The organism is Cupriavidus sp. L7L, from assembly GCF_004353535.1.
Lineage (GTDB): Bacteria > Pseudomonadota > Gammaproteobacteria > Burkholderiales > Burkholderiaceae > Cupriavidus > Cupriavidus oxalaticus_A.
The window spans coordinates 60513-82805 of sequence record NZ_SMNY01000034.1 but is presented as its reverse complement, the minus strand read 5'-3'; the positions used below and the strand labels follow the sequence as shown (position 1 = coordinate 82805).

Sequence of the window (22293 nt, the reverse complement as noted above, 5' to 3'; positions counted from 1 at the left end):
TCCGAATCACGCGAGCGCTACGCGCTTCTGTTTCTTGGCCATCACTGCCCGATGACGCCGCCCCTTGCCGAATGCCTGACTAATCCTGTCGATGACGATCGCAAGAATGACAATGGCCAGCCCGGCCTGAAGCCCTCGTCCAATGTCGAGATTGTTGATGCCCGCCAAGACATCCTCGCCAAGCCCGCGAGCGCCAATCATCGATGCGATGACAATCATGCCCAGAGCCATCATCACAGATTGATTGATGCCAGCCATGATGCTAGGCCGAGCTAGTGGCAACTGGATCTTCAGAAGAAGCTGCGTCTGTGTGCAACCGAAAGACTTCCCTGCTTCAACGATGTCCTCGGGGACTTGCCTGATACCAAGGTCAGTAAGGCGAACCAGCGGCGGTAGAGCATAAATGACCGTCGCGATGATTGCCGGAACCTTGCCCAGTCCGAATAGCATCAGAACCGGAATCATGTAAACGAAGGTGGGCAAAGTTTGCATCATGTCCAGCACCGGGCTAACACCACTTCTCAGCCACAGGCTACGTGACATCAATATCCCCAGTGGTAACCCCAACATCACGGCTAATGTTGTCGAAACCAGCATGATTGCAAGAGTCTGCAACAGTTTGTCCCAGAGACCAAAGCACCCAATGAGGTAGAGTAAGCCGACTAGGACGACCGACATCGAAAGCCGCTTTGAACCTACCCATGCCAGCCATCCCACAACGGCCAGGATCAAAATCGCCGGCGTCCCTTTTAGAGCCAGCTCGATTGGCACCAAAATCCATTTCAGGACAAACGCGCTGAATCCCTGAAAATAGTCACCAAATCTCTGAACCAAATTGTTAAAGAAGACGTTTATCGCGTCCTCAATCGACAGATGAAGAAATATATCCATGTCAATCCCTACTACTGCCATTAGATTCATAACTGAAGCTAGCCACGGCAGATTATCTCGGCGTTCAAAAAAGGCTACCTTAGCGAGGCCATCGAGATAGTTGCTCATTGAACCCTGGCCAGCATCCCACAAACGAATGCGCTGCGGGGATCAGCATAGACACGAGCGGGATAGTTGACTAAATCAATCGTGGAAGACGCAACAGATACGCACTTATGCAGACACAGTCTCGCTGTGCTTTGTTCAACTTCTCGACTCGAAACGGAAAAAGAGCACCCGAAGTGCCCTGACCTATTAACAATTTAATGAGAGAGAAAGCGAGTCTCTACATCACATATATCAGTGATTCTTTCCGAACGAAGCGGCCGCCATCCTGAGCTTGTTCATTAGCCTATCCAGTTGATGGATTTCTTCAACTGTCAGGGCATCCACCAAGGCAAGGTTCATCTCCCGATATCGGGTGAATATCTTGTCATACAGTTCCCGTCCCTTGTCGGTGAATACAATTTTTGCGAATCGTGCATTGTCGGGGTTCGAAAGCCGCCTTAACAAACCTTCTCTCACCATCGTCCCGACCGTTCTGGATGCCTGCGCTTTATCCAGTTCAGCGCGCTCCGCTATCTCGGAAAGCGTTGCGCCTTCCATGTCGTGCACAGTAGCAATGAGACGCCAACGCCTCCTGTTGATACCAAACTCGTTGTTCAACATGCGTTCGGGATAGAAGCCGCACTCCCGATACACCAAATACAACCGGTAGTCGAGCATGTCTTGGAGGTTGCGAGGGTCCAGCGACGGTGTCCGTGACGATTCCTCCTCTTGAGATGGCGAGACACTTTGGTTCACATGGCGCATGGCAGACTTCCTTCTCCCTTCCCTTACGTCTGAGCAAGCCTCATGCCGGCTGCCAACGGGTGCGCAGTTTGCTTCCAATAGGGGCCGCCTGCTAGTCGGGAAGACCCGCCCCTATCGCAAGTCTAGGGCATCGAGCGCTGGTGGCTGGAGGTGACCGGGCAACGGCAGCAAGGCCCGGCTGGTGCCTGCGACCGACGAGCTGACTGCCGAACTGGCGCGCTACCGCCGCGCACACGAATTGCCGCCTACTCCGTAGTTCGGAGAGACGCGTCCGCTGGTGCTGCCGGTGATTGGAAGAGCGGGCGACGAGAAACCGCTGCCACGCGGCGCGCTGCACCTGAACCTGAAAGAGGTGTTTGGCATGGCCGCGACGCGCCTCCGGGAGCGCGGCGCGGGCCGGAATGGGAGTCGCAAGCCGCGGCGCTGGCCAGCGCCTTCGGCACACTGGCTGCGCTCTACCGCCGGCTCGCACATGACCGACCAGCAGGTCGACCTGCGCTTTGTGCGCGATAACTTCGGGCACAGCTCACTGTCGACGACGAGTGGCTATCTGCACAGTGAAGAGGATGCGCGCCATGAAGCCACGCAGGCGCGGCATCGGATCGGCTGGGGCACGGAGAAATAGCAGGCGGAGGATTATTTCATGAAGATGAAATTTTGGCTGCACCGTATTGTGAGTTCTGTGTTTGAGTAGCTCGGTCTGGTGACTGCCAGCAAACGCTCCGTATATGCTTTGAGGAGCTTAATGCGAACAAACCCGCGTAAAACATGACGTTACAGCAACTTGAAACCTTCTATTGGATCGTCCAGCTTGACGGATTCGCCGCTGCGGCAGAACGACTATGCGCAACGCAATCAACAGTCTCAATGAGGCTGCGTGAGTTGGAGCGTAGCTTGGGCGTCGAACTTTTTGACCGAACTCAGCGTAAGGCCCGCCTGACCCCGCGGGGGCGTGAAGTCTTCGATTACGCGACGCGTATTCTGAATCTATCCTCGGAGTTATCCCATCGCGTTGCTGCGCCCGATTCCGTGAGCGGCACCATCCGAATTGGTGTAGCGGAAGTTGTCTCCATCTCTTGGCTGCCAGCCCTAATCAAGAGGATCGCAAAAGAGTATCCGCAAGTACGCTTGGAGATCGACGAGGCCCTGACGAGCGATCTGATGAATGCGCTTGCGCAAGGCGAACTCGACCTCGTCTTGGCTCCTGGGCATACCCACATGCATGATGTCTCGGCCATTTCTCTCGGGACAGTAGATTTCGCCTGGATGGCGAGTCCAGGCCTGGCAGCCCGGCACATTCATTCGCCCGCAGAACTGGCGCAGTATCCAATCATTGGGCTAAAGCCACAGTCATTCCACAGCGCGGCCATCGATGCCTGGTTCCTGCGCGATCACGCACATTGCCGCTACCTGGCGCGCTGCAAGAGCATGGGCGTCGCGGCATCCCTGGCAATGGCAGGAATGGGCGTGACCTATCTCCCAGTTCCTAACTACCAGCGCCAACTCGGCGATGGTTTGCTGGAAATCATTGAGGTTCGCAACCCCTTCGATCCGGTCGAGTTTGTCGCGGCCGTGTCCCCCGAGCACACCTACTCCCTTCCGAGCGCTATCGCCGAACTCGCACAAAGCGTCAGTGAGTTCCAAAAGTAGCGCATCGGTAGGTCGTCGGCGTCACATCCCCCGGCGCCTGCGCGGAATCGCAGCCCTTGACCCGTACACATCAATAATTCCGATGTGATTCCGCAAAAATATATCGTTTGAATTAAACAATCGCGACTTCTAGGCTTGGATCAAATCACAGACGACCTTACCGCCACGCTCGGCCGGTGGGGCAAGCCTACAGGAGACCGCGATGGACCTCATCGTCGAAAGACCGCCTGCCGCCACCCGTTCAGGGCCAATGGCAACTGGCAAATTTCCCGTTTCCATCCGTTCCATCAGCGAGCTCGCTGACGACATCCGCGCATTCGAGTTGGTAGACCCGACTGGCATGCCGTTGCCGGCCTTTTCAGCCGGCGCCCATGTCGACGTTCATCTTCCGTCGGGTCTGATCCGTCAGTACTCCATCTGCAGCGATCCACTCGATGCCAGCCGCTACGTCGTCGCAGTGTTGAGGGATCCCTCTGGCCGTGGCGGCTCGGTCGGAATGCACCAGCTTACCGCCGGCGATCACCTGCAGATTTCGGCGCCCCGCAATCACTTTCCGCTCGCAGACACCTCACACCACGTTTTTGTAGCGGGTGGTATCGGCATTACCCCCATCCGATCCATGATGAACGCCGCGCTGGCGCGGGGCGACATGTTCCAACTGTATTACTGCACGCGCTCGCCAGAACGCACTGCTTTCCTCGATGAACTCAACCCGCTCGTACAGGCCGGCATTGCCGTGGTCCACCATGACGACGGTAATCCCGCAAACGGGCTCGATCTGAGCGCTGTCCTGCGCGAACAGCCGGCTGGTGCGCATCTCTACTACTGCGGCCCCTCGCGTTTCATGGACGCCGTCGACGCCAGTTCCACGCACTGGGCGCCAGGCACCAGACATTGCGAGCGCTTCTCAGCCCCTTCATCGGGCACCGCCGCAACCCGAGCTGCGGCGGAAATCCCGTTCGAGGTGTGCCTCGCCCGCTGTGGCAAGACCTTCACCGTGCCGCCTGGCAAGACCATCGTCCAGATCCTGCGGGAAAACGCCGTCGACGTCGATGTGTCCTGCGAAGAAGGCTACTGCGGCACCTGCATGACGCGCTATCTGGATGGTGAACCGATCCATAGCGACAGCGTACTCGACGAAGACGACCAGCAGGAGTTCGTCATGATCTGCTGCTGCCGTGCCAAGAGCAAAACCCTGACCCTTGACCTATAGGCCAGCAATTGCTGGGTTCTGCATCCCCACAAAAGACGAGGAGACAACAGAGATGAGCAAGTTCGAGTTTGTGAAGAATTGCTGGTACCCCATCGGTTTCTCGCGGGAGTTTCCCGCCCATGAACTGAAGGGGTTCAAGATTGCCGGCAAGCCCATTGTCATGTGGCGTACCGACGGTGGCGAGGTGGTCGCGTTTGACGATCGTTGCTGTCACAAACGCTTCCCTCTCTCCCAGAGCAAGCTGCTCGACGACGGTCGTCTCGAATGTGCGTACCACGGTCTCTGCTATGACGCAACCGGACAGTGCGTAGAAATCCCATCCCAGCCTGGCAAGATCCCGCCGCAGGCGCGCCTGCATGTCATTCCAGTGCGGGAAACGGACGGCGTCGTCTGGGTATGGCCTGGCGATCAGAAGGCCGCGTCTGGCATCGAACCACCTCGCACACCGGAAGTCATCTCCCCGGACAAGGATGCCGTTGGCTCGCCGCAGCCGCTGGAAGTGCCGGCAAACTACCTGCTGCTGATCGAGAACCTGCTCGACATCACCCATTTCTATCCCCTGCATGACGGCAACATCGGAGACAAGGCGAACAGCCTGATTCCCGTACAGCTCGAAGAAGGTAACGCGGGGGGCTACGACTTTGTCAAGACCATCCGCCATGTGCACGGCTACCAGCAGCCGCCATACCTGCGTGAGTGGTTCCACTACGATGAAGTCGAGCGCCTGCATACTCATTGCATGGTGAGTCCGGGCCTGACCCGCGTCGAAATGCACGTCGCGCCTGAAGGTCAACTGGGGACCGCGATGGAACGCGGCTACACGCTCCTGCACCTGCATTACCCGGTCGATGATGCCAATCTGGTGTGGCGCTGGAATGTCTCCTGCACGAAGGGGCATACGACGCTGAGCGACACGAGCATGCTCACCGCCCACAAAGTGGCTGAAATGTTTCCGGAAGTCGTCGCCCAGGATCAATGGGCCCTGGAGCGGCAGCAGAAGATGTTTGACTATCCCGACGACGACTACGCCGAACTCTTCCTGAAAACGGACAAGGCGCTGCGCCGCGCCCGACAGATTCTGATGGCCATGCAGCGGCGGGAACGCCAGGAAGAGAAAGCCATCATCCCCATCCATCCGCAGCCCGCCGAAGCCGCCGCGTAGGACATAGCACCACCGACTACAGAGGCCCGATACGGGCCCACAACCCTCTGGTGAGGAGACAAATCATGGATGCACAGGAGATCGCCCTGTCCGGGCCCCTGTCACAAAAGACATGGATGCAGCGCGTAATCGCATCATGCGTCTATCTGTTTGAACGCCTGATGCCCGATCCGTTCGTGATCGTGATCTTGCTGACGGCGATGACGGCGGCCTGTGCAGCCGTCTTTGCCCCCGGCGGCTCGGTCAGCAACATTCTGTCCGGCTGGTACAAGGGCATTTTTGGAATTTTCACCTTTGCGTTCCAGATGGTGCTGGTGCTGGTCACGGGCTACGCCCTGGCCAGTGCTCCAGTCATCCGGCGCGGCTTGCAACGCCTCACCATGCTCGCCACCGGCCCCCTGTCAGCGGTCGCGCTGGTCTCAATCGTGGGTGCCTTCGCCACGTTCCTTAACTGGGGATTCGGCCTGGTGGTCGGGGCGATGCTGGCCAAGGAAGTTGCCAAGCGGGTTCGCGTCGACTTCGCCTGGCTCGTGGCGGCTGGGTACACGGCGTGGGTTCTCTGGGCCTTCACCGGCATGTCCAGTTCGATCGCTCTGTCCATCGCCACGCCGGGGAACCCCCTCAACATCGTCGAGCAACACACCCGCGCAGTAGTACCGTTGGCGGATACGGTTTTCTCCGGTTGGAATCTCGTGGCCGGGCTCATCGCCACACTGCTGCTGCCGCTGGTGTTCATGATGATGCGCCCATCGGAGAGCGACACGATTGCTGCAGATCCGAAGGCGATCGAGGCCAGCGAAGCCGCTGTCGCCACTCCCAAGCGGCGCGATTGCCTGGCGGGTCTGCTTGAAAGGTCCCGGCTGTGCGCACTGTTGTTCGTCGTGGCTGGTGCAGCGTACCTAGTGCAGCAATGGAGCGCGACCGGCATTCACCTGGACATTAATACAGTCATCTTCATCTTCCTGCTCGCCGGGCTATGCCTGCACGGAAGCGCCGGCGCCTACGTCCATGCGGTGACGGAAGCGGCGAAGGTGACCGGGCCCATGCTGCTGCAGTATCCCTTTTACGGGGGCATCATGGGAATCATGCATGCAACCGGCCTGGCAGAAGTTGCCTCGGCATCGTTCATCCGCTTCGCGTCCACCGATACGCTACCGTTTTGGAGCTATCTTGGCTCCATCATCATCACCATCTTCATCCCCAGCGGCGGTGGTCACTGGGCCGTGCAGGGCCCCTTCACGATTCCTGCAGCACAACAGCTTGGCTCAACCCTGGCAGGCACCTCGATGGCCGTAGCAGCGGGTGAGCTAGCCGGCAGTCTGCTGCAACCCTTCTGGGCCATTCCCGTCGTTGCAATCGCTGGCGTTGGCGTGCAGCGGGTGCTGGGATTCACGCTGGTCAGCTTCATCACCGCGGGAACATTCTTCGGCTTGCTGTACCTGCTGGTCGTGCCGCACATCAGCGCATGACCGATGGTCTCCCGGCGGAATCACCCCTGCTTCCGCCGGCCCCACTTTCCAATCAATTCCAGGCACTCACGATGACCAATCCAATACAACACGCCCTCCCCCTGCAAGGCGTCCGGGTAATCGAGATCTGCAATGTGGCTGCGGGCCCCTACTGCGCCATGTTGCTGGCGGACATGGGGGCTGACGTCATCAAGATTGAACATCCGGAAACCGGGGATACGTTGCGGAGTTGGCCGCCCATCTCGGCCGGCTACAGCGAAAACTTCGCCTCTCTGAATCGGAACAAGCGGTCGGTCACACTAGATCTAAAGAAAACTGAGGATTTGGCGAGGGCCCTTGATCTGATCGACACAGCAGATATCCTGATTGAAAACAACCGGCCCGGCGTCATGGATCGGCTGGGCCTGGGTTACGAGGCCGTACGTGAAAGAAATCCGCAACTGGTCTACTGTTCAATTTCCGCCTACGGCCAGACTGGCCCACGGGCCAGCGAAGGCGGCTTCGATCTGACCCTGCAGGCCATGAGCGGCATCATGAGCGTGACAGGCGAGGCAGGCGGCCCGCCCGTGAAGTGCGGCGTGCCGATCGCCGATTTTTCCGCCGGGCTCTACGCCGCGTTTTCCGCGGTCTGCGCGCTACAACAGGCAAGCGCAACCTGCAAGGGCACGCACGTTGATATCTCAATGCTCGGTGCCACGCTTGGCATTGCTGCCCTGCAGACTTCCGAATTCTTCGGCAGTGGCCGCGACCCGGTCAAGCTGGGAAGCGCCCACCCGCGCAATGCGCCGTATCAGGTCTTCGCCTGCCGCGATGGCTACTTTGGTATGGCAGCTGGCAACAATGCGCTGTGGCGCGCGGTATGTGACGTCATGGCGCGCGACGAGATGTTGGTCGACAGCCGCTTCACTAGTCCGGCGCTTCGGGCTAAGCATCAGGTTGAACTGCGCGAGCTACTGGAAACCGAGTTCATTCGGGAGGGCGCGGAGACCTGGCTCATGCGATTCAGGGCTGCCGGGGTGCCATGCGCGCCGATCAACAACTACTCCGACGTGCTAGCCGACGAACAGGTGAAACACATGCAATGGGTCCAACCCCTCACGCTGCCCAATGGTGTGGAGACTCGTACCTTTGCCTCGCCGATTCGCCTGTCCGGAAACAACCTGCCGATCCGCAGTGCTCCCCCGGCATTAGGGGAGCACAACATGGAAATCCTAGGCGCAAGCCAAGAATCCAATGAGGAGTTCGTGCAATGAATGAGAATCTGATCGTGAATAGGGGCGGTGATTCCGTTACGCTCACGCTGAATCGGCCCGACAAGCTGAATGCCCTGTCTCCAGAGCTTGTCGAAGCATTGATCCAGGCGATCCGCCAGGCCCACACCGATGACGCTGTCAGGCTCATCGCCTTTCGAGGCATGGGGCGCAATTTCTGCGCAGGCTTTGACCTCGGCAGCCTCGACCAGGAAACAGACGCGAGTCTTCTCCTTCGCCTGGTCAGGATCGAAACGCTGCTGCAATTGATCGCGTACTCGCCCTGTATGACGGTAGCTTACGCGCAGGGGCGGAACTTCGGAGCCGGGGTCGATCTGTTCGCGGCATGCAAGCGGCGCTATGCCACGTCAGACGCAAAATTCCGCATGCCGGGTCTCTTGTTTGATCTGGTGCTTGGAACGCGCCGCTTCGCCGCGCTTGTCGGCACCGAACGGGCGCGCGAAATCCTGCAGACTGTTCGTGAAATTTCCGCCGATGAAGCGAACCAGATTGATCTGGTCTCCCGCGTGACCGAGCAGGATGACTGGACCGCTCTCTTCGCGCGTGACCTCAAGGACGCCACCGTGCTTTCCCCACGGGCGCAGGAGAGCCTTTACGCCGCGGTACATCCACCGACAGCGGATGTCGACATGGCGGCATTGGTTCGGTCCGCAGCGGAACCTGGGCTGCGGCAACGCATCGAGCAATACCTCGGCCGATAGAGCTTACCCACTTTGACACTATAGACGCGCCTACTATGAAGACGAAAGCTGCAATCGCCTGGGAAGCCGGTGCTCGGCTGACCATCGAAGACGTGGACCTGGACGGCCCGCGCGCCGGGGAAGTGCTGGTGGAAGTGAAGGCCACCGGCATCTGCCATACCGATTACTACACGCTGTCCGGCGCCGATCCGGAAGGTATCTTCCCGGCGATCCTGGGCCATGAAGGCGCTGGCATCGTCACCGACGTCGGCCCCGGCGTGACCTCGCTCAAGCCCGGCGACCACGTGATTCCGCTGTACACGCCGGAATGCCGCCAGTGCAAGTTCTGCCTGTCGCGCAAGACCAACCTGTGCCAGGCGATCCGCACCACGCAGGGCAAGGGCCTGATGCCCGACGGCACCTCGCGCTTCTCGCTCGATGGCAAGCCGATCTTTCACTACATGGGCACCTCGACCTTCGCCAACCACATCGTGGTGCCGGAGATCGCGCTGGCCAAGATCCGTCCGGACGCTCCGTTCGACAAGGTCTGCTACATCGGCTGCGGCGTGACCACCGGCGTGGGCGCGGTGCTGTTCACCGCCAAGGTGGAAGCCGGTGCCAACGTGGTCGTGTTCGGCCTGGGCGGCATCGGCCTGAACGTGATCCAGGCGGCCAAGATGGTTGGCGCCGACAAGATCATCGGCGTGGACCTGAACCCGGCGCGCGAGGCCATGGCGCGCAAGTTCGGCATGACACATTTCGTCAACCCGAAGGAAGTGGAGAACGTCGTCGACCACCTCATCCAGCTGACGGATGGCGGTGCGGACTACTCGTTCGAATGCATCGGCAATACGCAGGTCATGCGCCAGGCGCTGGAGTGCTGCCACAAGGGCTGGGGCAAGTCGATCATCATCGGCGTGGCCGAGGCCGGCGCCGAGATCTCGACGCGTCCGTTCCAGCTGGTGACCGGGCGCGAGTGGAAAGGCTCGGCCTTCGGCGGCGCGCGTGGCCGCACCGATGTGCCCAAGATCGTCGACTGGTACATGGAGGGCAAGCTCAATATCGACGACCTGATCACGCACACGCTGCCGCTGGAGCGCATCAACGAAGGCTTCGACCTGATGAAGCGCGGCGAGTCGATCCGCTCGGTGGTGCTGTACTGAGGCACGCGCCATGGAACTGATCTCACAACACGGCTGCCATGGCGGCGTGCAACGCTTCTACCACCATGACTCGGCGGCAATCGGGCTGCCGATGCGGTTCTCGGTGTTCCTGCCGCCACAGGCGCAGGGCGGCGCGAAGGTGCCGGTGCTGTTCTACCTGGCCGGCCTGACCTGCAACGAAGAGACCTTCATGATCAAGGCCGGCGCGCAGCGCTTCGCCGCCGAGCATGGCCTGATGCTGGTCGCGCCCGACACCAGCCCGCGCGGCGCGGGCGTGCCGGGCGAGGCCGATGCGTGGGACTTCGGCGTGGGGGCGGGCTTCTACGTCGACGCCACCGAGGCGCCGTGGAGCAGGCACTGGCGCATGGAAAGCTATGTCGCCGGGGAGCTGTTCGACCTGGTCACCACCGCGCTGCCGGGCGAGGCCTCGCGCGCGGGGATCTTCGGGCATTCGATGGGCGGCCACGGCGCGCTGGTGCTGGCGCAACGCCATCCGGAGCGCTTCCGCTCGGTGTCGGCCTTTGCGCCAATCTGCACGCCTTCGACCAGCCCCTGGGGTCGGAACGCGTTGTACCGTTACCTCGGCGATGACAAGATCGTTTGGGAAAATCATGATGCCACTGCGCTAATGCTGAAGCACATTCGCCCTCCTTTTGCGGACGGAATCCTGATCGATCAAGGACTATCGGATCAGTTTCTGCACGAACAACTTCTTCCTGACGCATTCGCAGCGGCTTGCGCCCACGTTGGTCAAAACCTCATTCTCCGAAGACATGAGGACTACGACCATGGCTATTACTTCATCGCTTCATTCGTCGAGGATCACGTACGTTTTCATGGAAGCATCCTGAATGGATGCCGCCGCCCGTTGTTGGCCAGCGCTGCTAGTTGGAATGCTCAACTCCGGAACACGTTGATGCCGGCTTAGTGACACCCGACCAATGCGCGGCAACTGATGCTTGATAGCGCATTGTGTCCACTCTTTTTCTACCCACAAAGGAGTTTGAACATGGCAATCTTTTCCCATATTGTTGTAGGCACCAACGACCTGGAGCGTGCTCGCGCATTCTATGATGGCGTTCTCGGTGCACTTGGCATCAGCCGCGTCATGAATCTGGACACGGCCTCGCTATGGGGCGTGGACGGCCCGGAATTCATGGTCACCAAGCCGGGGAACGGCCTGCCGTCCACGTATGCCAACGGTGGGACCATTAGCTTTTCCGCCCCCAATCGCTCAGCGGTCCATGCCTTCCATGAAGCCGCAATCAGCCTGGGCGCCCGGGATGAAGGTGCGCCAGGTCCCCGGAGCTTCACCCCCACCTCATACGCGGCATATGTGCGGGACCCCGATGGCAACAAGATTTGTACCTATTGTTTTGATCCAGCGTAACCTATAAGTGTGTCATCGCTCTGAGCGGTACGTTCAGAGCGATGAGTGGGCTTTGCCGTCTGTCTTTGGTCGCCACGGAACGGCGATCGTAAATTGGGTCTTCCGCACTTTGTGTGACAAGCCTCGCTGGCGTGGAGGATCTTGTAGCGGGGAGCGTCCGTCGTCTCCCGGCCATCCTGACTGGCGCCCGTTTGCCGGGCCGTTGTCGCCCGGCAGGGTGCGCCAAGCGATGGTGATCCTGAACGCGCTGTTCTCCTGGCTGACCGAGGCGGGCTACCTGGCCGGCAACCCGCTCGCCCTCGCCCGCCGCCGGCGCGCCCCCACCCGGGCGCGCATCACCCGCTATCTAAGTCACGACCTGTGGGAGACGGTCAAAGACACCGTCGCGAAAATGCCGACTGAGACGTCGCGGGAAAAGTTGCACGCGGCCCGCTGCCGCTGGGTGCTGACGGTGCTCTATCTGGGCGGCTTGCGCGCATCCGAACTGACGGCCACCACCATGGGCGCGTTCTTCTGCCGGCGCGATGTACAGGGGGTCGAGCGCTGGTGGCTGGAGGTGACCGGCAAAGGCAATAAGACGCGCCTGGTGCCGGCGACCGACAAACTGATTGCCGAACTGGCGCGCTACCGCCGCGCCCACGAACTACCGCCTGCCCCGCAGTTCGGGGAGACGCGTCCGCTGGTGCTGCCGGTGATTGGAAGCGGTGAGAAACCGCTGTCGCGCGGCGCGCTGCACCTGATCCTGAAAGAAGTATTCGGCATGGCCGCGGCGCGCTTGCGGCGACGCGGGCCAGAGTGGGAGGCGCAAGCCGCGGTGCTGGCCACTGCCTCGGCCCATTGGCTGCGCCACACCGCCGGCTCGCACATGACCGACCGGCAGGTCGACAGGCGACTTCGGCCATAGCTCGCTGTCGACAACGTCGCGCACAAAGCGAGCGGCTACCGGCATAGCGAAGAGGATGCGCGCCACGAAGCCACGCAGGGCACCGGATCGGCTGGAAGGACGCTGAGATCCCTTTCATGACGTTGAAAACGGCATGGTCTTGACCACGGCCGAGCGCTTTTCGGGGTCATTGTATTGCGAAATAGCCGGACTGCGATGTGAGCTCCGTTTTCTTATAAGTCGCCGGATGAAAGCACATTGGCCCTTCTGACAGTTGCGGGTGGGGCCCATGTAACTCATTTATACCGAACGACGGTGATAAAGCCCTTCATGGTTTCACCCCCGTCGTTTTGATGCACGCCCAACCGGCTCGGGCAAACTTACTTTGGGCGCCCTGCAGAATTGTGTGTTCCCGTGAGCTGGATTGCTAGCGGCGTGCGGCCCCTTGGTTGGGCAGAGCGAAGTCCGACCGACGTTGCTTCAACCAATAGCCGACTCCAAGCGCAGCAATCCATACAGGGATGAGGTAGACAGACAGGCGCAAAGACGGTGTGAGGTACATAACTAGTAGAATGCCCGCCATGAAGGCCAAGCAAACATAGTTGGTGATCGGGTAGAGGGGGCTCTTGAACTGGGTAGTTTCTCCTGCCTCTCGTTTGGCTTTACGGAACTTCAGGTGAATCAAGCTAATCATTGCCCAGTTGATTACGATGGCCGACACGACCAACCCCATGAGAAGCTCAAAGGCTTTGCCTGGCATGAAATAGTTGATGACTACGCAGAACGCGGTTGCTATTGCTGACAGGCCGATTGCGACAACCGGAATGCCGCGACGGCTAACCTGAAGTAGTGCACGCGGTGCATTGCCTTGTTGTGCGAGGCCAAAGAGCATACGGCTATTGCAGTACACGCCGCTGTTATAGACCGACAGCGCGGCTGTAAGCACAACAACGTTCAGCACATGCGCAATGATGTTGCTGTTTAGCGCATGGAAGATCAGTACGAAAGGACTGCCACCCGTCACCACCTTTTCCCAAGGGTAGAGGGAAAGCAACACTGCAAGTGCGCCAACGTAGAAGATTAAGATTCGATAGATGACCTGATTAGTCGCCCGCGGAATGCTTTTCTTGGGGTTGTCAGCCTCTGCTGCAGTGATCCCGATGAGTTCGAGACCGCCATACGAAAACATGATGACCGCCATGGACATGACGAGACCTGACACACCATTCGGGAAGAAGCCGCCGTGTTGCCAAAGGTTAGAAATGGTGGCCTCGGGGCCCGCACGACCAGTGAAAAGCAGCCAGGAGCCAAAACCAATCATGCCAAGAATGGCGGCTACCTTGATAATAGAAAACCAGAATTCTGTCTCGCCGTACGACTTGACACTTGTCAGGTTGATGAGGTTAATCATGACATAGAAGACAAGCGCGGATGCCCATGTCGGAACTTCCGGCCACCAGTATTGAACATAGATTCCTACCGCAGATAGCTCTGCCATGTTCACGAGGATGTACATCACCCAATAATTCCAACCGGCGACAAAGCCGGTGAACTGGCCACAGTACTTGTCAGCAAAGTAGCTAAATGAGCCAGCGACCGGTTCGTCCACGACCATTTCGCCGAGTTGTCGCATGATGAAAAATGCAATGACACCCGCAACAGCATAGCCGAGCAATATGGAGGGGCCTGCCATCTTGATGGTCTGGGCGATTCCGAGAAAAAGCCCAGTTCCGATCGCACCACCAAGCGCGATGAGTTGTATATGGCGGTTTGTTAGCCCGCGCATCAAGCTATCGTTTTCGTGCTTCGACGTCATGTGTTGTCTCCACTAATTCTATTGCTGGCCGGAATGTGGTCCATGGGTCCTCGGCCTTTGTCGGACGGCTTTATGTCGTTTTTGGTAGCAGCCATGCGGTGCTAAAAAGTGTTGAGTCTTGTTTTAATTCGGAAGCAGGTGCGTCAACTTACGAGAGGCCTCGCGCAAAGCGAGGTCACTCGGACAGACTCGGGCCTTCGCCTTCTCACGAAATCAAGCTGGTAATCAGAACAAATACCGCGCGTGGAACGCTTGCCATGGAATATTTAGCAAGGAATCAATACTCTTCTGATATTCGGCAATTGGAACGGAAGCACCGGCTGTCGCGCTCCTAAGTCGGTATTATTTTCGGAAGATTTGAAAATGATTGGCGCTAGCCTCTAAAGCGGCACAGCTGAAAGCCTCTTGATTTCGCTCCACACTTTGCGAGAGTAGTGAGGATCGAATAGCGCCTGATATCCGCCCGTGTGCCAGAAGACGACAGGACCTTTCAGTTCCTTTTTCGCGGCCAGATCGATAAGCGCTACCACTGCCTTTGCGCTGTAGACCGGATCTACGAGTATGCCTTCCGTCGTGGCGAGCAGATCAATCGCCTCCATAACTCCTGGCGCGGGCAGGCCATAGCCGTCGCCAAGGTAGTCTTCAGTGAGGTTGATGTCGCTGCGAGTTAGTTCTACTTCCGCCCCGATTAGTCGTGCGCCGCCTTGGGCATAGGCTAGGTATTGACCTGGAACATCATCGTAGACGTCTGCGGCGACGACGATTCCCCTTACGGTGCTTTTAGAGCCGTAAAGCACGTTTCCGAGCACCAGACCGGAGTGTGTTCCGCCTGAGGAACTGGCATGTACGATGGTGCCGATTTCACGACCGTGCTCAGCCATTTGCGCGCGAAGCTCGGAGTACGCGATCGCAAATCCCAAAGAGCTTCGCTCCGAGGCACAGCCGATTGGGAGTCGAAAGACGCTTTCGCCACTATTTTCGAGTTCGGTGGCCACCGCCTGAGCATGCTGAGCGAGTTCTGGCCAGGTCACGTCGCCGACGAATCGTAGATCTGCGCCGAAAAGGCCATCTAAAAGCAGATTGCCCACCGGTTCACGCGGTTCGTTGTGGCACAGCACGAGTGTGCAACGAAGACCGGTAGCTGCCGCAGCTGCAGCTACCGCGCGAGTTGCATTGGAAAGACGCGATCCTTCCGCCACCAAGTGTTTAGCACCGTGAGCAACAGCATGAGCAAGCTCAACTTCAAGCTTGCGTACCTTGTTTCCCGCAAGCCCCACCGTGCCGATGTCATCGCGCTTGCACCATACCTCGACGCCTAGCTTCGCGCTAAACCGTTCCAAGTATTGCACGGGAGATGTAAAGCCGCGGAGGTTAAGCTTTGGAACTCTGGCAAGTGTATCTAGGGCGTTCATTGTGCTCCTCAAGTGATCTTTACCTAATAAGTGACTGGGGAGCCGGCGAACGATGCAGGCACACGGCACGTTTCGTTGGCCGGGGCCGATACCCCATGGCAGGATTGTGAAGGTGGCAGACTACAGCGATATAATGAAATCCCGCCAACTCATACGACGTTTCCGACAAGATGCCCGGCGCTGAAATTTCCTACCCGCTCGGAAGGTCCTTGCCACATGAGCTCGTGTTCCGAACGATGCAGCTCAAAGAGGTGACGTCGTATCCCAACGAAAGCCACGACTGGGGTGAATTCGTGTTTTCTTTCAGCGGTGTTATTGAGCTAACTGTCGGAGATCGCACGTACTTGACGCCGCCGCACTACGGGCTGTGGTTGCCCCCGCAGACAGAACACGAGGCTAGTACACGGTCAGAGGCGTGCTATTGCGTCTTGGACATCGCTTCAAACCTATGCGATAGACTGCCGACGCAGGTGTGTACTTTGGCGGTTGGCCCCATCATTAAGGCGATTTTGGCCGACTTGATGGCGAGGCAGGTTGACTACCCTCGGGATGGCGACGACGAGCGGCTAATGCGGGTGTTAGTTGACCAGATGAGCCGTGCGCCCCGTCAAGATACTTACTTGCCCAACTCGGAAGACCGAGCGCTGAGTCAAGTACTTGAGGCCTTGCGCCAGCAACCAGGCGACAGTCGTCCACTCGAGGCGTGGGCAAAAGCTGTACATAGTACGGAGCGTACCTTGTCGCGGCGCTGCCAGCGCGATCTGGGAATGTCATTCCTGGAGTGGCGGCAGCGATTGCGACTCGTGCGGGCGCTTTCGATGCTGGAGGAAGGATTGGCCGTGCAAGCGGTGGCCCTCGAGTTGGGCTACAGCACTTCATCCGCTTTTATCGCGATGTTCCATCGGTTAATGGGCGCAACGCCCGACGAGTTCCGCAAGCGTATCGTGCAGCGAGACGGCCAGCAGGGTCCGTATAATGACAGCCATGACTGATACCTCCTCCCCTTCCACCCGTACGCCTTCGGACCCAACGGACGCGATTTCGGCTCGCGTGCGCATAGAGCGCGAATCGCGGGGTTGGTCAATGGGTGACCTTGCTGAGCGCGCCGGCGTGTCGAAAGCCATGATCAGCAAGATCGAGCGTGGCGAGGCGAGTCCAACCGCAACGGTCTTGGGCCGGCTCTCCGGGGCGTTTGGCCTGCAACTTTCGATGTTGCTGGCACTGGCCGAACAGGCGGGTGACCGCCTTTGCCGCGCTGCGGATCAGCCGGTTTGGACCGATCCTGAGACCGGCTATACCAGGCGTGCCGTGTCGCCGCGCAATGGAGGCATGCTAGAACTGGTGGAAATCATGCTCCCAGCCAACGTTCGGATTTCTTATCCCTCATCGGCCTTCATCTTTCAGCACCAGCAAATCTGGGTACTCCAGGGCAGCCTGGTGTTCGAGGAAGGCGAATTAGTGCACCGGCTGGAAGCCGGCGACTGTCTGCAACTCGGCCCTCCGGCACCTTGCACCTTTATCAATCCTGGCAACAAGCCCTGCATCTATCTCGTGGCGTTGGTCAAGCGCTAAGGTAGCAAGTTGATTGGGCGAATGTTTCAACAACTCGCCCATGATCCCTTCATCACGCTGGCCGTAGAACCTGTGGAATCGTGCGCGGAAAGCCGTCGAACAGGTAATCTGCTTCGCAGTCGTCCTGCTTAAGGCGGTCCTTCACCAGGCCGACAATGAGGTCATCTGACACCAGTGCACCGGCGCCCATATCACCTTCTTGGCTTCGATGCCCGAGGGCGTGTCCGCCTTCACCGCGGCGGGCCGCATGTCACCGGTAGAGATCTGCGGAATGCCAAATCTCTCGCAGATAAACTCTGTCTGCGTGCCTTTACCAGCGCACCTAGCAGAATTAGCGCATTCTTGCCTCATTGTTTATGGCCATCTGTTGATGAGGCCTCTTTCAACTGGCACGCTCAAACTTGCCGATCGCGCGTCGCCTTCCGGAACTCTTTCGCACTTCCGAGGTTTCCTTGGTCGGACTCAGTGACCGCAACTGTCCGATGAACGCTTGGCTGACGGCATCAAGAGGACCGCGAGATTTTTCGAGCTTGGAGCCCAGCACAGCGCCTTCCCACGCATACCAGAACAACCTCGCAAGGCCTTTAGTGTCTACGGCGGCGGAAAGCTGACCTGTATGCTGAGCCTCTTCCAAGCATGCTTGCACACGTGACTGCCATCCTTGAACGGTCGACAGCAGCACCTCGCGGAATGTCTCGTCCAGAGCTGCAAGTTCCTGCCCTAGATTGCCGACAAGACACCCGCGCCGAAACTCATACCGCTCCATCCCGGCGGTTGCTTCATCCATAAACGCCTTAACGCGCTCAATAGGCTCCACCGACGTATCGGACAGAATGCGATCAAGCTTCTTGTTGAAGTACTCCGCATACCGTTCAATCACCTGCACCGTGTATGCGTCCTTGCTGCCAAAGTAATAGGCAAATGACCCTTTGGGGACGCCTGCAGCCGCAACGATTTCATCGATCGGTGTGTTATAGAATCCTTTCTCCGTAAAGACGGCCACGCCGATTCGAAGCAGGTCCTCGCGCTTGTTCCCATCGCGGGTACGACTTTGTCCCGTCGATCGCTTAGTCTTCTCGGTCAATGTGGCTCTCCTACACAGGGTGAACTACTTCATCGAATGCACTGACAATCGCAGTCCCATCCTATGCATTTTTGGCTGACTGGTCAACTAGGTCGCCCTGCGACTTCCGGCTCCCTGCGGAGAACTGCGCGGAAAGCGCCTTACATGCCGCTTTCTAGCCAGGCTGTCGGCGCAGTCCCGGATAGATGAGGCGTCGCAGGAATACCAATCCCACTATCGGGCCTGGCAATAGCAGCCAGGCAACGTCCGGTCCCAACTCACCTACCATTCCCACTACCATATTGATCGGCAGCACCGTAACGAGAAAGCCGATGCTGTTCTGGATGGCAAGAGCACTACCTAGCAAGTGCGGTGGACACGCCTGCGCCGACAAGGCGGAGAACTGGGCAGAGTCAGCGATCACCGAGACGCCCCATATCAGCAGGATGACAATGCAGAGTGCGACGGTCCCATGATGAGCGGCGATCGGAAAGACCAGGCACATCGCTCCCGATAGCGCCAGCGCAGTGGCGGCAACACGCGCACTCCCAAACCGCTGGCTCATCATTCCGGCGGCGACACAACCCAGTGCACCCGAGGCAATCACGACGAACGTTACAAGCGACGCCGCTCCCTTTGCGTCGACGCCGCCAATGCCAAGAACATGCGCGACAAGGAACGGCGCGACCGCCCAGAATGCATAGAGTTCCCACATATGGCCAAAATAGCCCATTGCAGCGGAGCGAAACGCGGGCTCCCGGAACACCGTTAAGGCGGTCCCCCAGGAATTTCGCCGTGGCGCCGATGCGCTTCGCAAGTGTGGACCGTCACCAAGGGCCGCGATCACTGCACCGCCGACTAATGCAAGCACCGACGACGTTAGGACAACCGCTTGCCAGGACCACGAGGCCCCAACAGCCCGCACGCCGTGCGGTAATGCTGTGCCCATCGTCAGCATCGCAACCAGAAGTCCCAGTGTCTTGCCTGCATTTCCCTTGGACCACGAAATCACCATCTTCATGCCCAGTGGATAAATGCCGGCCAGACATACGCCGACTGCACCACGAACAAGGAGCGCCTGGCTAAATGAGATCGGTGCTAACGCAAAGACCGCGTTAAACGCTGCGCCCAGGACACTGGCTATCCAGAAGATTCGGCTTGCCGGAAACCGGTCTGCCAGACCGGAAGTGGCGAGCAGAAGTGTTCCCGCGATGAAGCCGAGCTGTACGGCACTCGTCAACTGCGCGAGTTCTGGTGTGGAGATGCCCCATGCGTGCGCAAGGCTCTCCGCCGCGCTATTGGGGCTGAACCACAAGGAAGTGCCAAGAAGCTGGGCTACGACGATAACGCCGATGGGAAAGCGAGACAGCTTCATTTACTCTTCTTCAAAGCGTTCAGCGCGCCAAGCTAGCGCCGCCTTCAGCCCGTCATTTCGGGCGATGTCCATAAACTTCACCTTGTCGGGTGAACCGTGCGACTCGATACTGTGGTCGATATCCAAGGCCGCGGCCAGCGCTGTCTCTATACCCTGGATGTCATACGTGCGCTGGATGGCCTTCTTGGTCTGCTGCACGAGATCCGGGTCCATCTTCGCGATATTTCGAGCAATGCGTAAGGCAGATTTCAGATGCTCGCCAGGCGGGACGACCTCGCTAACCAGCCCCATTTCCATGGCAAGTTTTGCTCCCACACGATCCTGACCGCTCAAGATGATCCGCTTCGCGTGCTTCGGCGATGTCATCCAAGGCAAGAGCATGGTGACAATTCCGGCTCCAAAACGCAGCTCTGGCTCCCCAAAGAAAGAATCCTCTGAGGCAATGGTCATGTCACAGGCAAGCGCCATCTCAAAAGCCCCAGCGACACAGGGACCGTGCACGGCAGCGATGGTCGGCTTCGGACTGCGCCAGAACCGCATTGTCGCTGTAAAGTCCAGATCTAGGATCTCTCTCCAGACCTGAGGGCCTTGTGGTCGTCGATCCATCTGGTCCTTCAGATCGAAGCCCGAAGAGAATCCGTTCCCTGCCCCCGTGAGAACGATCACTCGGACGCGCTCCTCAGCCTCCAGGTGCGTCATTGCATCGCAGATTTCCAGAAGCATATCTTTGGACAGCGCGTTAAGGCGCTGCGGGCGATTGAGCTGGAGAACGGCCACACCATCATCGCCGACTTCAACCTGAATGGACTCAAAGGGGTTCATCGTTTTCATGATGTAAGGTAAATGGACGGCAGAGCTTATGCCTTCCAGAAAGGCAAGGGAGCGACCGATTGTGTTGCCAGCCATTTGGCAAGCTGGCCGCGATCGACCTTGCCAGTCCTCCCAGTGGGCAACTCGGTACCGACGAAGCAAGCGTCAGGATGCTTAAATTTCTCCAGGATCTTGGTCAGCTCAGCTCGCACCAGAAGGGCATCAATCTCGCCACCAGCCTTCGGTACCAGCAACGCCTGAATTCTCTGTCCCATCACAGGATCGGAGGTGCCAGTTACCAGGGCCGCTGCGACACCGGGACAGCGAGTAAGGGCCCGTTCCACCTCCACTGGCGTAACCTTGTTGCCCCCGCGAACAATAACGTCCTTCAGACGGCCGACTATCGATACGTAGCCATCGCTGTGACGGACGGCCAGATCGCCGGTGCGAAACCAGCCATCCTCGAAGGCAGCCTTGGACAACTCTTCATCTCCCAGATAGCCACTCATCAAATACGGCGAGCGGAGTTGCAGTTCTCCTGGCCCTTCTTCGTCATCCGCAGCCGATACAACTCGATACTCGATTCCGGGAAACGGCTGACCGATCGTGCCCTCATGTGTGTCGAAATCGCGAGGCTGAAGCACGAAGTCACAGGTGGAAGTCTCCGTCAGGCCATAGATGTCGAAGAGCGCAGCCGGGTGAATGAAGGCGCGGAGCGACTGTGAAAGGTCCTTGCCCAGCGGTTCACCGCCGATCACGACTGAACGCAGGCGAGCAACCGCTTGCAGGTTGGCCTTCGCATTCGCAAGCTCTCCTTCACTGAGGGCGCTAAAAGTTGCACGCACCATGGTCGGGACCACTCCAAGGAAGGAGACACCCTCGCGGGCTAGGGATTCCACAAAATCGGCTGGCGAGAACTTCGCTTGCGTGAGTAACCGCCCTCCGGCCAGCAGCGTCAGTAGCGATACCCAGATACCAAAGCTGAACGTGTTGTTCAGCACAAGCATTGTCACGTCGTCGGACTGGATGGACAGTAGCCGCTGGTTCTGATCCAGTTTGCCAGAGAACGCCGCATGTGAAAGCACCGCGGCCTTCGGCAATCCGGTCGATCCGGAGGTAAAAATGATCAGAGCACCGTCCTCCAAGTTCTGGCGCCGGCTTGCATCACTTGCCAGTTCACCCTGAACACGTAGCGCCTTCAGCGGTTCGACTTCGTCCAGGAGATCGACGCAAAGTTGGCAATCGGCCTTTGCCTGCATAGCGGACACGACTGCATCCGGCGTCGTGCGATGCACTGGTGCGACAACACCACCAGCAAGCCATACCCCGAGGAACGCAACGAAATCTAGCGGATGGTTGGAACATTTGACCATGACCGGTTCATGCTCGATCAGACCAAACTCGGTCAAGTGCTTCGCGATCTGGCGCGATCGATCCAGCCACTCCGAGTACGTCAATTTTACGCCCTCACCGGTGAGTGCAACCCGATCACTATAGGTGCTTGCGGCTTGTTCAAGGCGAGTTGCGAGGATGTTCTGCTTCATTGCTTCACCATGTGTTTTGGGTTGGTGCGACGTCGAAAATCGAGAGACGCTCGACGTCGCAAGTCGATGCCGGTCCG

Annotated in this window: 20 protein-coding genes and 2 pseudogenes; 13 read left to right on the top strand and 9 right to left on the bottom strand. The window is 58.6% G+C overall.

The window, feature by feature from the left end:
- Window positions 1-6 precede the first annotated feature (6 nt).
- A complete protein-coding gene (locus E1J61_RS28355; RefSeq protein WP_133097281.1) occupies window positions 7-891 on the bottom strand; it encodes a proline/glycine betaine ABC transporter permease in 885 nt (294 codons plus the stop codon).
- A 339-nt stretch (window positions 892-1230) separates the two neighbouring features.
- Complete coding sequence (locus tag E1J61_RS28350) at window positions 1231-1743, bottom strand: MarR family winged helix-turn-helix transcriptional regulator (RefSeq protein WP_133097243.1); 513 nt, start codon at window positions 1741-1743, stop codon at window positions 1231-1233.
- 126 nt (window positions 1744-1869) lie between these two features.
- Here E1J61_RS28350 and E1J61_RS28345 point away from each other — a divergent pair.
- From E1J61_RS28345 to E1J61_RS28295, 11 genes and pseudogenes are all read left to right on the top strand, one after another.
- Window positions 1870-2368 (top strand): annotated as a pseudogene (locus E1J61_RS28345) (tyrosine-type recombinase/integrase); the annotation flags it as partial.
- A gap of 143 nt (window positions 2369-2511) precedes the next feature.
- A complete protein-coding gene (locus E1J61_RS28340) occupies window positions 2512-3393 on the top strand; it encodes a LysR family transcriptional regulator (RefSeq protein ID WP_133097242.1) in 882 nt (293 codons plus the stop codon).
- A gap of 202 nt (window positions 3394-3595) precedes the next feature.
- Entirely contained in the window at window positions 3596-4606 is a 1011-nt protein-coding gene (locus tag E1J61_RS28335) for a PDR/VanB family oxidoreductase (RefSeq protein WP_243737014.1), read from the top strand.
- A 52-nt stretch (window positions 4607-4658) separates the two neighbouring features.
- Window positions 4659-5768, top strand: coding sequence for a Rieske 2Fe-2S domain-containing protein (locus E1J61_RS28330; RefSeq protein ID WP_133097241.1), 1110 nt, complete (start codon window positions 4659-4661; stop codon window positions 5766-5768).
- 65 nt (window positions 5769-5833) lie between these two features.
- Window positions 5834-7237, top strand: a complete 1404-nt coding sequence (locus E1J61_RS28325; RefSeq protein ID WP_243737013.1) for a short-chain fatty acid transporter — start codon at window positions 5834-5836, stop codon at window positions 7235-7237.
- Window positions 7238-7308: 71 nt separating this feature from the next.
- Complete coding sequence (locus tag E1J61_RS28320; protein ID WP_133097278.1) at window positions 7309-8490, top strand: CaiB/BaiF CoA-transferase family protein; 1182 nt, start codon at window positions 7309-7311, stop codon at window positions 8488-8490.
- On the top strand, window positions 8487-9209 hold the full coding sequence (locus E1J61_RS28315) for an enoyl-CoA hydratase/isomerase family protein (protein ID WP_133097240.1): 723 nt from the start codon (window positions 8487-8489) through the stop codon (window positions 9207-9209). The genes E1J61_RS28320 and E1J61_RS28315 overlap by 4 nt, the downstream gene beginning before the upstream one ends.
- A gap of 35 nt (window positions 9210-9244) precedes the next feature.
- Entirely contained in the window at window positions 9245-10351 is a 1107-nt protein-coding gene (locus tag E1J61_RS28310) for an S-(hydroxymethyl)glutathione dehydrogenase/class III alcohol dehydrogenase (RefSeq protein WP_133097239.1), read from the top strand.
- A 10-nt stretch (window positions 10352-10361) separates the two neighbouring features.
- Window positions 10362-11279 carry an S-formylglutathione hydrolase gene (gene fghA / locus E1J61_RS28305; RefSeq protein ID WP_133097238.1) on the top strand — a complete coding sequence of 306 codons (918 nt, stop codon included), beginning with the start codon at window positions 10362-10364 and terminating at the stop codon, window positions 11277-11279.
- Window positions 11280-11360: 81 nt separating this feature from the next.
- A complete protein-coding gene (locus E1J61_RS28300) occupies window positions 11361-11741 on the top strand; it encodes a VOC family protein (protein WP_133097237.1) in 381 nt (126 codons plus the stop codon).
- Between the two features lie 229 nt (window positions 11742-11970).
- On the top strand, window positions 11971-12645 hold the full coding sequence (locus tag E1J61_RS28295) for a tyrosine-type recombinase/integrase (RefSeq protein WP_371704820.1): 675 nt from the start codon (window positions 11971-11973) through the stop codon (window positions 12643-12645).
- Between the two features lie 406 nt (window positions 12646-13051).
- Here the strand turns inward: E1J61_RS28295 and E1J61_RS28290 are convergent, their stop codons facing one another.
- A complete protein-coding gene (locus E1J61_RS28290) occupies window positions 13052-14440 on the bottom strand; it encodes an amino acid permease (RefSeq protein ID WP_133097236.1) in 1389 nt (462 codons plus the stop codon).
- Between the two features lie 380 nt (window positions 14441-14820).
- On the bottom strand, window positions 14821-15852 hold the full coding sequence (locus tag E1J61_RS28285; RefSeq protein ID WP_133097235.1) for a 1-aminocyclopropane-1-carboxylate deaminase/D-cysteine desulfhydrase: 1032 nt from the start codon (window positions 15850-15852) through the stop codon (window positions 14821-14823).
- Window positions 15853-16088: 236 nt separating this feature from the next.
- On the opposite strand from E1J61_RS28285, the gene E1J61_RS28280 reads away from it, so the two are divergent.
- Window positions 16089-16844 (top strand): helix-turn-helix transcriptional regulator, encoded by a 756-nt coding sequence (locus E1J61_RS28280; protein ID WP_133097234.1) that lies wholly within the window; start codon window positions 16089-16091, stop codon window positions 16842-16844.
- Entirely contained in the window at window positions 16837-17424 is a 588-nt protein-coding gene (locus E1J61_RS28275; protein WP_133097233.1) for an XRE family transcriptional regulator, read from the top strand. Before E1J61_RS28280 ends, E1J61_RS28275 begins: the two co-directional genes overlap by 8 nt.
- A 52-nt stretch (window positions 17425-17476) precedes the next feature.
- On the opposite strand, the pseudogene E1J61_RS28270 reads toward E1J61_RS28275, so the two are convergent.
- From E1J61_RS28270 to E1J61_RS28250, 5 genes and pseudogenes are all read right to left on the bottom strand, one after another.
- Window positions 17477-17775 (bottom strand): annotated as a pseudogene (locus tag E1J61_RS28270) (nucleoside monophosphate kinase).
- Between the two features lie 31 nt (window positions 17776-17806).
- Window positions 17807-18508, bottom strand: a complete 702-nt coding sequence (locus tag E1J61_RS28265) for a TetR/AcrR family transcriptional regulator (RefSeq protein ID WP_243737012.1) — start codon at window positions 18506-18508, stop codon at window positions 17807-17809.
- 154 nt (window positions 18509-18662) lie between these two features.
- Window positions 18663-19862, bottom strand: a complete 1200-nt coding sequence (locus E1J61_RS28260) for a nitrate/nitrite transporter (protein WP_207951267.1) — start codon at window positions 19860-19862, stop codon at window positions 18663-18665.
- A complete protein-coding gene (locus E1J61_RS28255; protein ID WP_207951266.1) occupies window positions 19863-20693 on the bottom strand; it encodes an enoyl-CoA hydratase/isomerase family protein in 831 nt (276 codons plus the stop codon).
- 26 nt (window positions 20694-20719) lie between these two features.
- Window positions 20720-22216, bottom strand: a complete 1497-nt coding sequence (locus E1J61_RS28250) for a class I adenylate-forming enzyme family protein (RefSeq protein WP_133097232.1) — start codon at window positions 22214-22216, stop codon at window positions 20720-20722.
- Between the last annotated feature and the right edge of the window lie 77 nt (window positions 22217-22293).

Coding starts and splice junctions, on each gene's coding strand:
- E1J61_RS28355 (WP_133097281.1), bottom strand. CDS start 891: ATGGATATATTTCTTCATCTGTCGATTGAGGACGCGATAAACGTCTTC.
- E1J61_RS28350 (WP_133097243.1), bottom strand. CDS start 1,743: ATGCGCCATGTGAACCAAAGTGTCTCGCCATCTCAAGAGGAGGAATCG.
- E1J61_RS28340 (WP_133097242.1), top strand. CDS start 2,512: ATGACGTTACAGCAACTTGAAACCTTCTATTGGATCGTCCAGCTTGAC.
- E1J61_RS28335 (WP_243737014.1), top strand. CDS start 3,596: ATGGACCTCATCGTCGAAAGACCGCCTGCCGCCACCCGTTCAGGGCCA.
- E1J61_RS28330 (WP_133097241.1), top strand. CDS start 4,659: ATGAGCAAGTTCGAGTTTGTGAAGAATTGCTGGTACCCCATCGGTTTC.
- E1J61_RS28325 (WP_243737013.1), top strand. CDS start 5,834: ATGGATGCACAGGAGATCGCCCTGTCCGGGCCCCTGTCACAAAAGACA.
- E1J61_RS28320 (WP_133097278.1), top strand. CDS start 7,309: ATGACCAATCCAATACAACACGCCCTCCCCCTGCAAGGCGTCCGGGTA.
- E1J61_RS28315 (WP_133097240.1), top strand. CDS start 8,487: ATGAATGAGAATCTGATCGTGAATAGGGGCGGTGATTCCGTTACGCTC.
- E1J61_RS28310 (WP_133097239.1), top strand. CDS start 9,245: ATGAAGACGAAAGCTGCAATCGCCTGGGAAGCCGGTGCTCGGCTGACC.
- fghA (WP_133097238.1), top strand. CDS start 10,362: ATGGAACTGATCTCACAACACGGCTGCCATGGCGGCGTGCAACGCTTC.
- E1J61_RS28300 (WP_133097237.1), top strand. CDS start 11,361: ATGGCAATCTTTTCCCATATTGTTGTAGGCACCAACGACCTGGAGCGT.
- E1J61_RS28295 (WP_371704820.1), top strand. CDS start 11,971: ATGGTGATCCTGAACGCGCTGTTCTCCTGGCTGACCGAGGCGGGCTAC.
- E1J61_RS28290 (WP_133097236.1), bottom strand. CDS start 14,440: ATGACGTCGAAGCACGAAAACGATAGCTTGATGCGCGGGCTAACAAAC.
- E1J61_RS28285 (WP_133097235.1), bottom strand. CDS start 15,852: ATGAACGCCCTAGATACACTTGCCAGAGTTCCAAAGCTTAACCTCCGC.
- E1J61_RS28280 (WP_133097234.1), top strand. CDS start 16,089: ATGCAGCTCAAAGAGGTGACGTCGTATCCCAACGAAAGCCACGACTGG.
- E1J61_RS28275 (WP_133097233.1), top strand. CDS start 16,837: ATGACTGATACCTCCTCCCCTTCCACCCGTACGCCTTCGGACCCAACG.
- E1J61_RS28260 (WP_207951267.1), bottom strand. CDS start 19,862: ATGAAGCTGTCTCGCTTTCCCATCGGCGTTATCGTCGTAGCCCAGCTT.
- E1J61_RS28255 (WP_207951266.1), bottom strand. CDS start 20,693: ATGAAAACGATGAACCCCTTTGAGTCCATTCAGGTTGAAGTCGGCGAT.
- E1J61_RS28250 (WP_133097232.1), bottom strand. CDS start 22,216: ATGAAGCAGAACATCCTCGCAACTCGCCTTGAACAAGCCGCAAGCACC.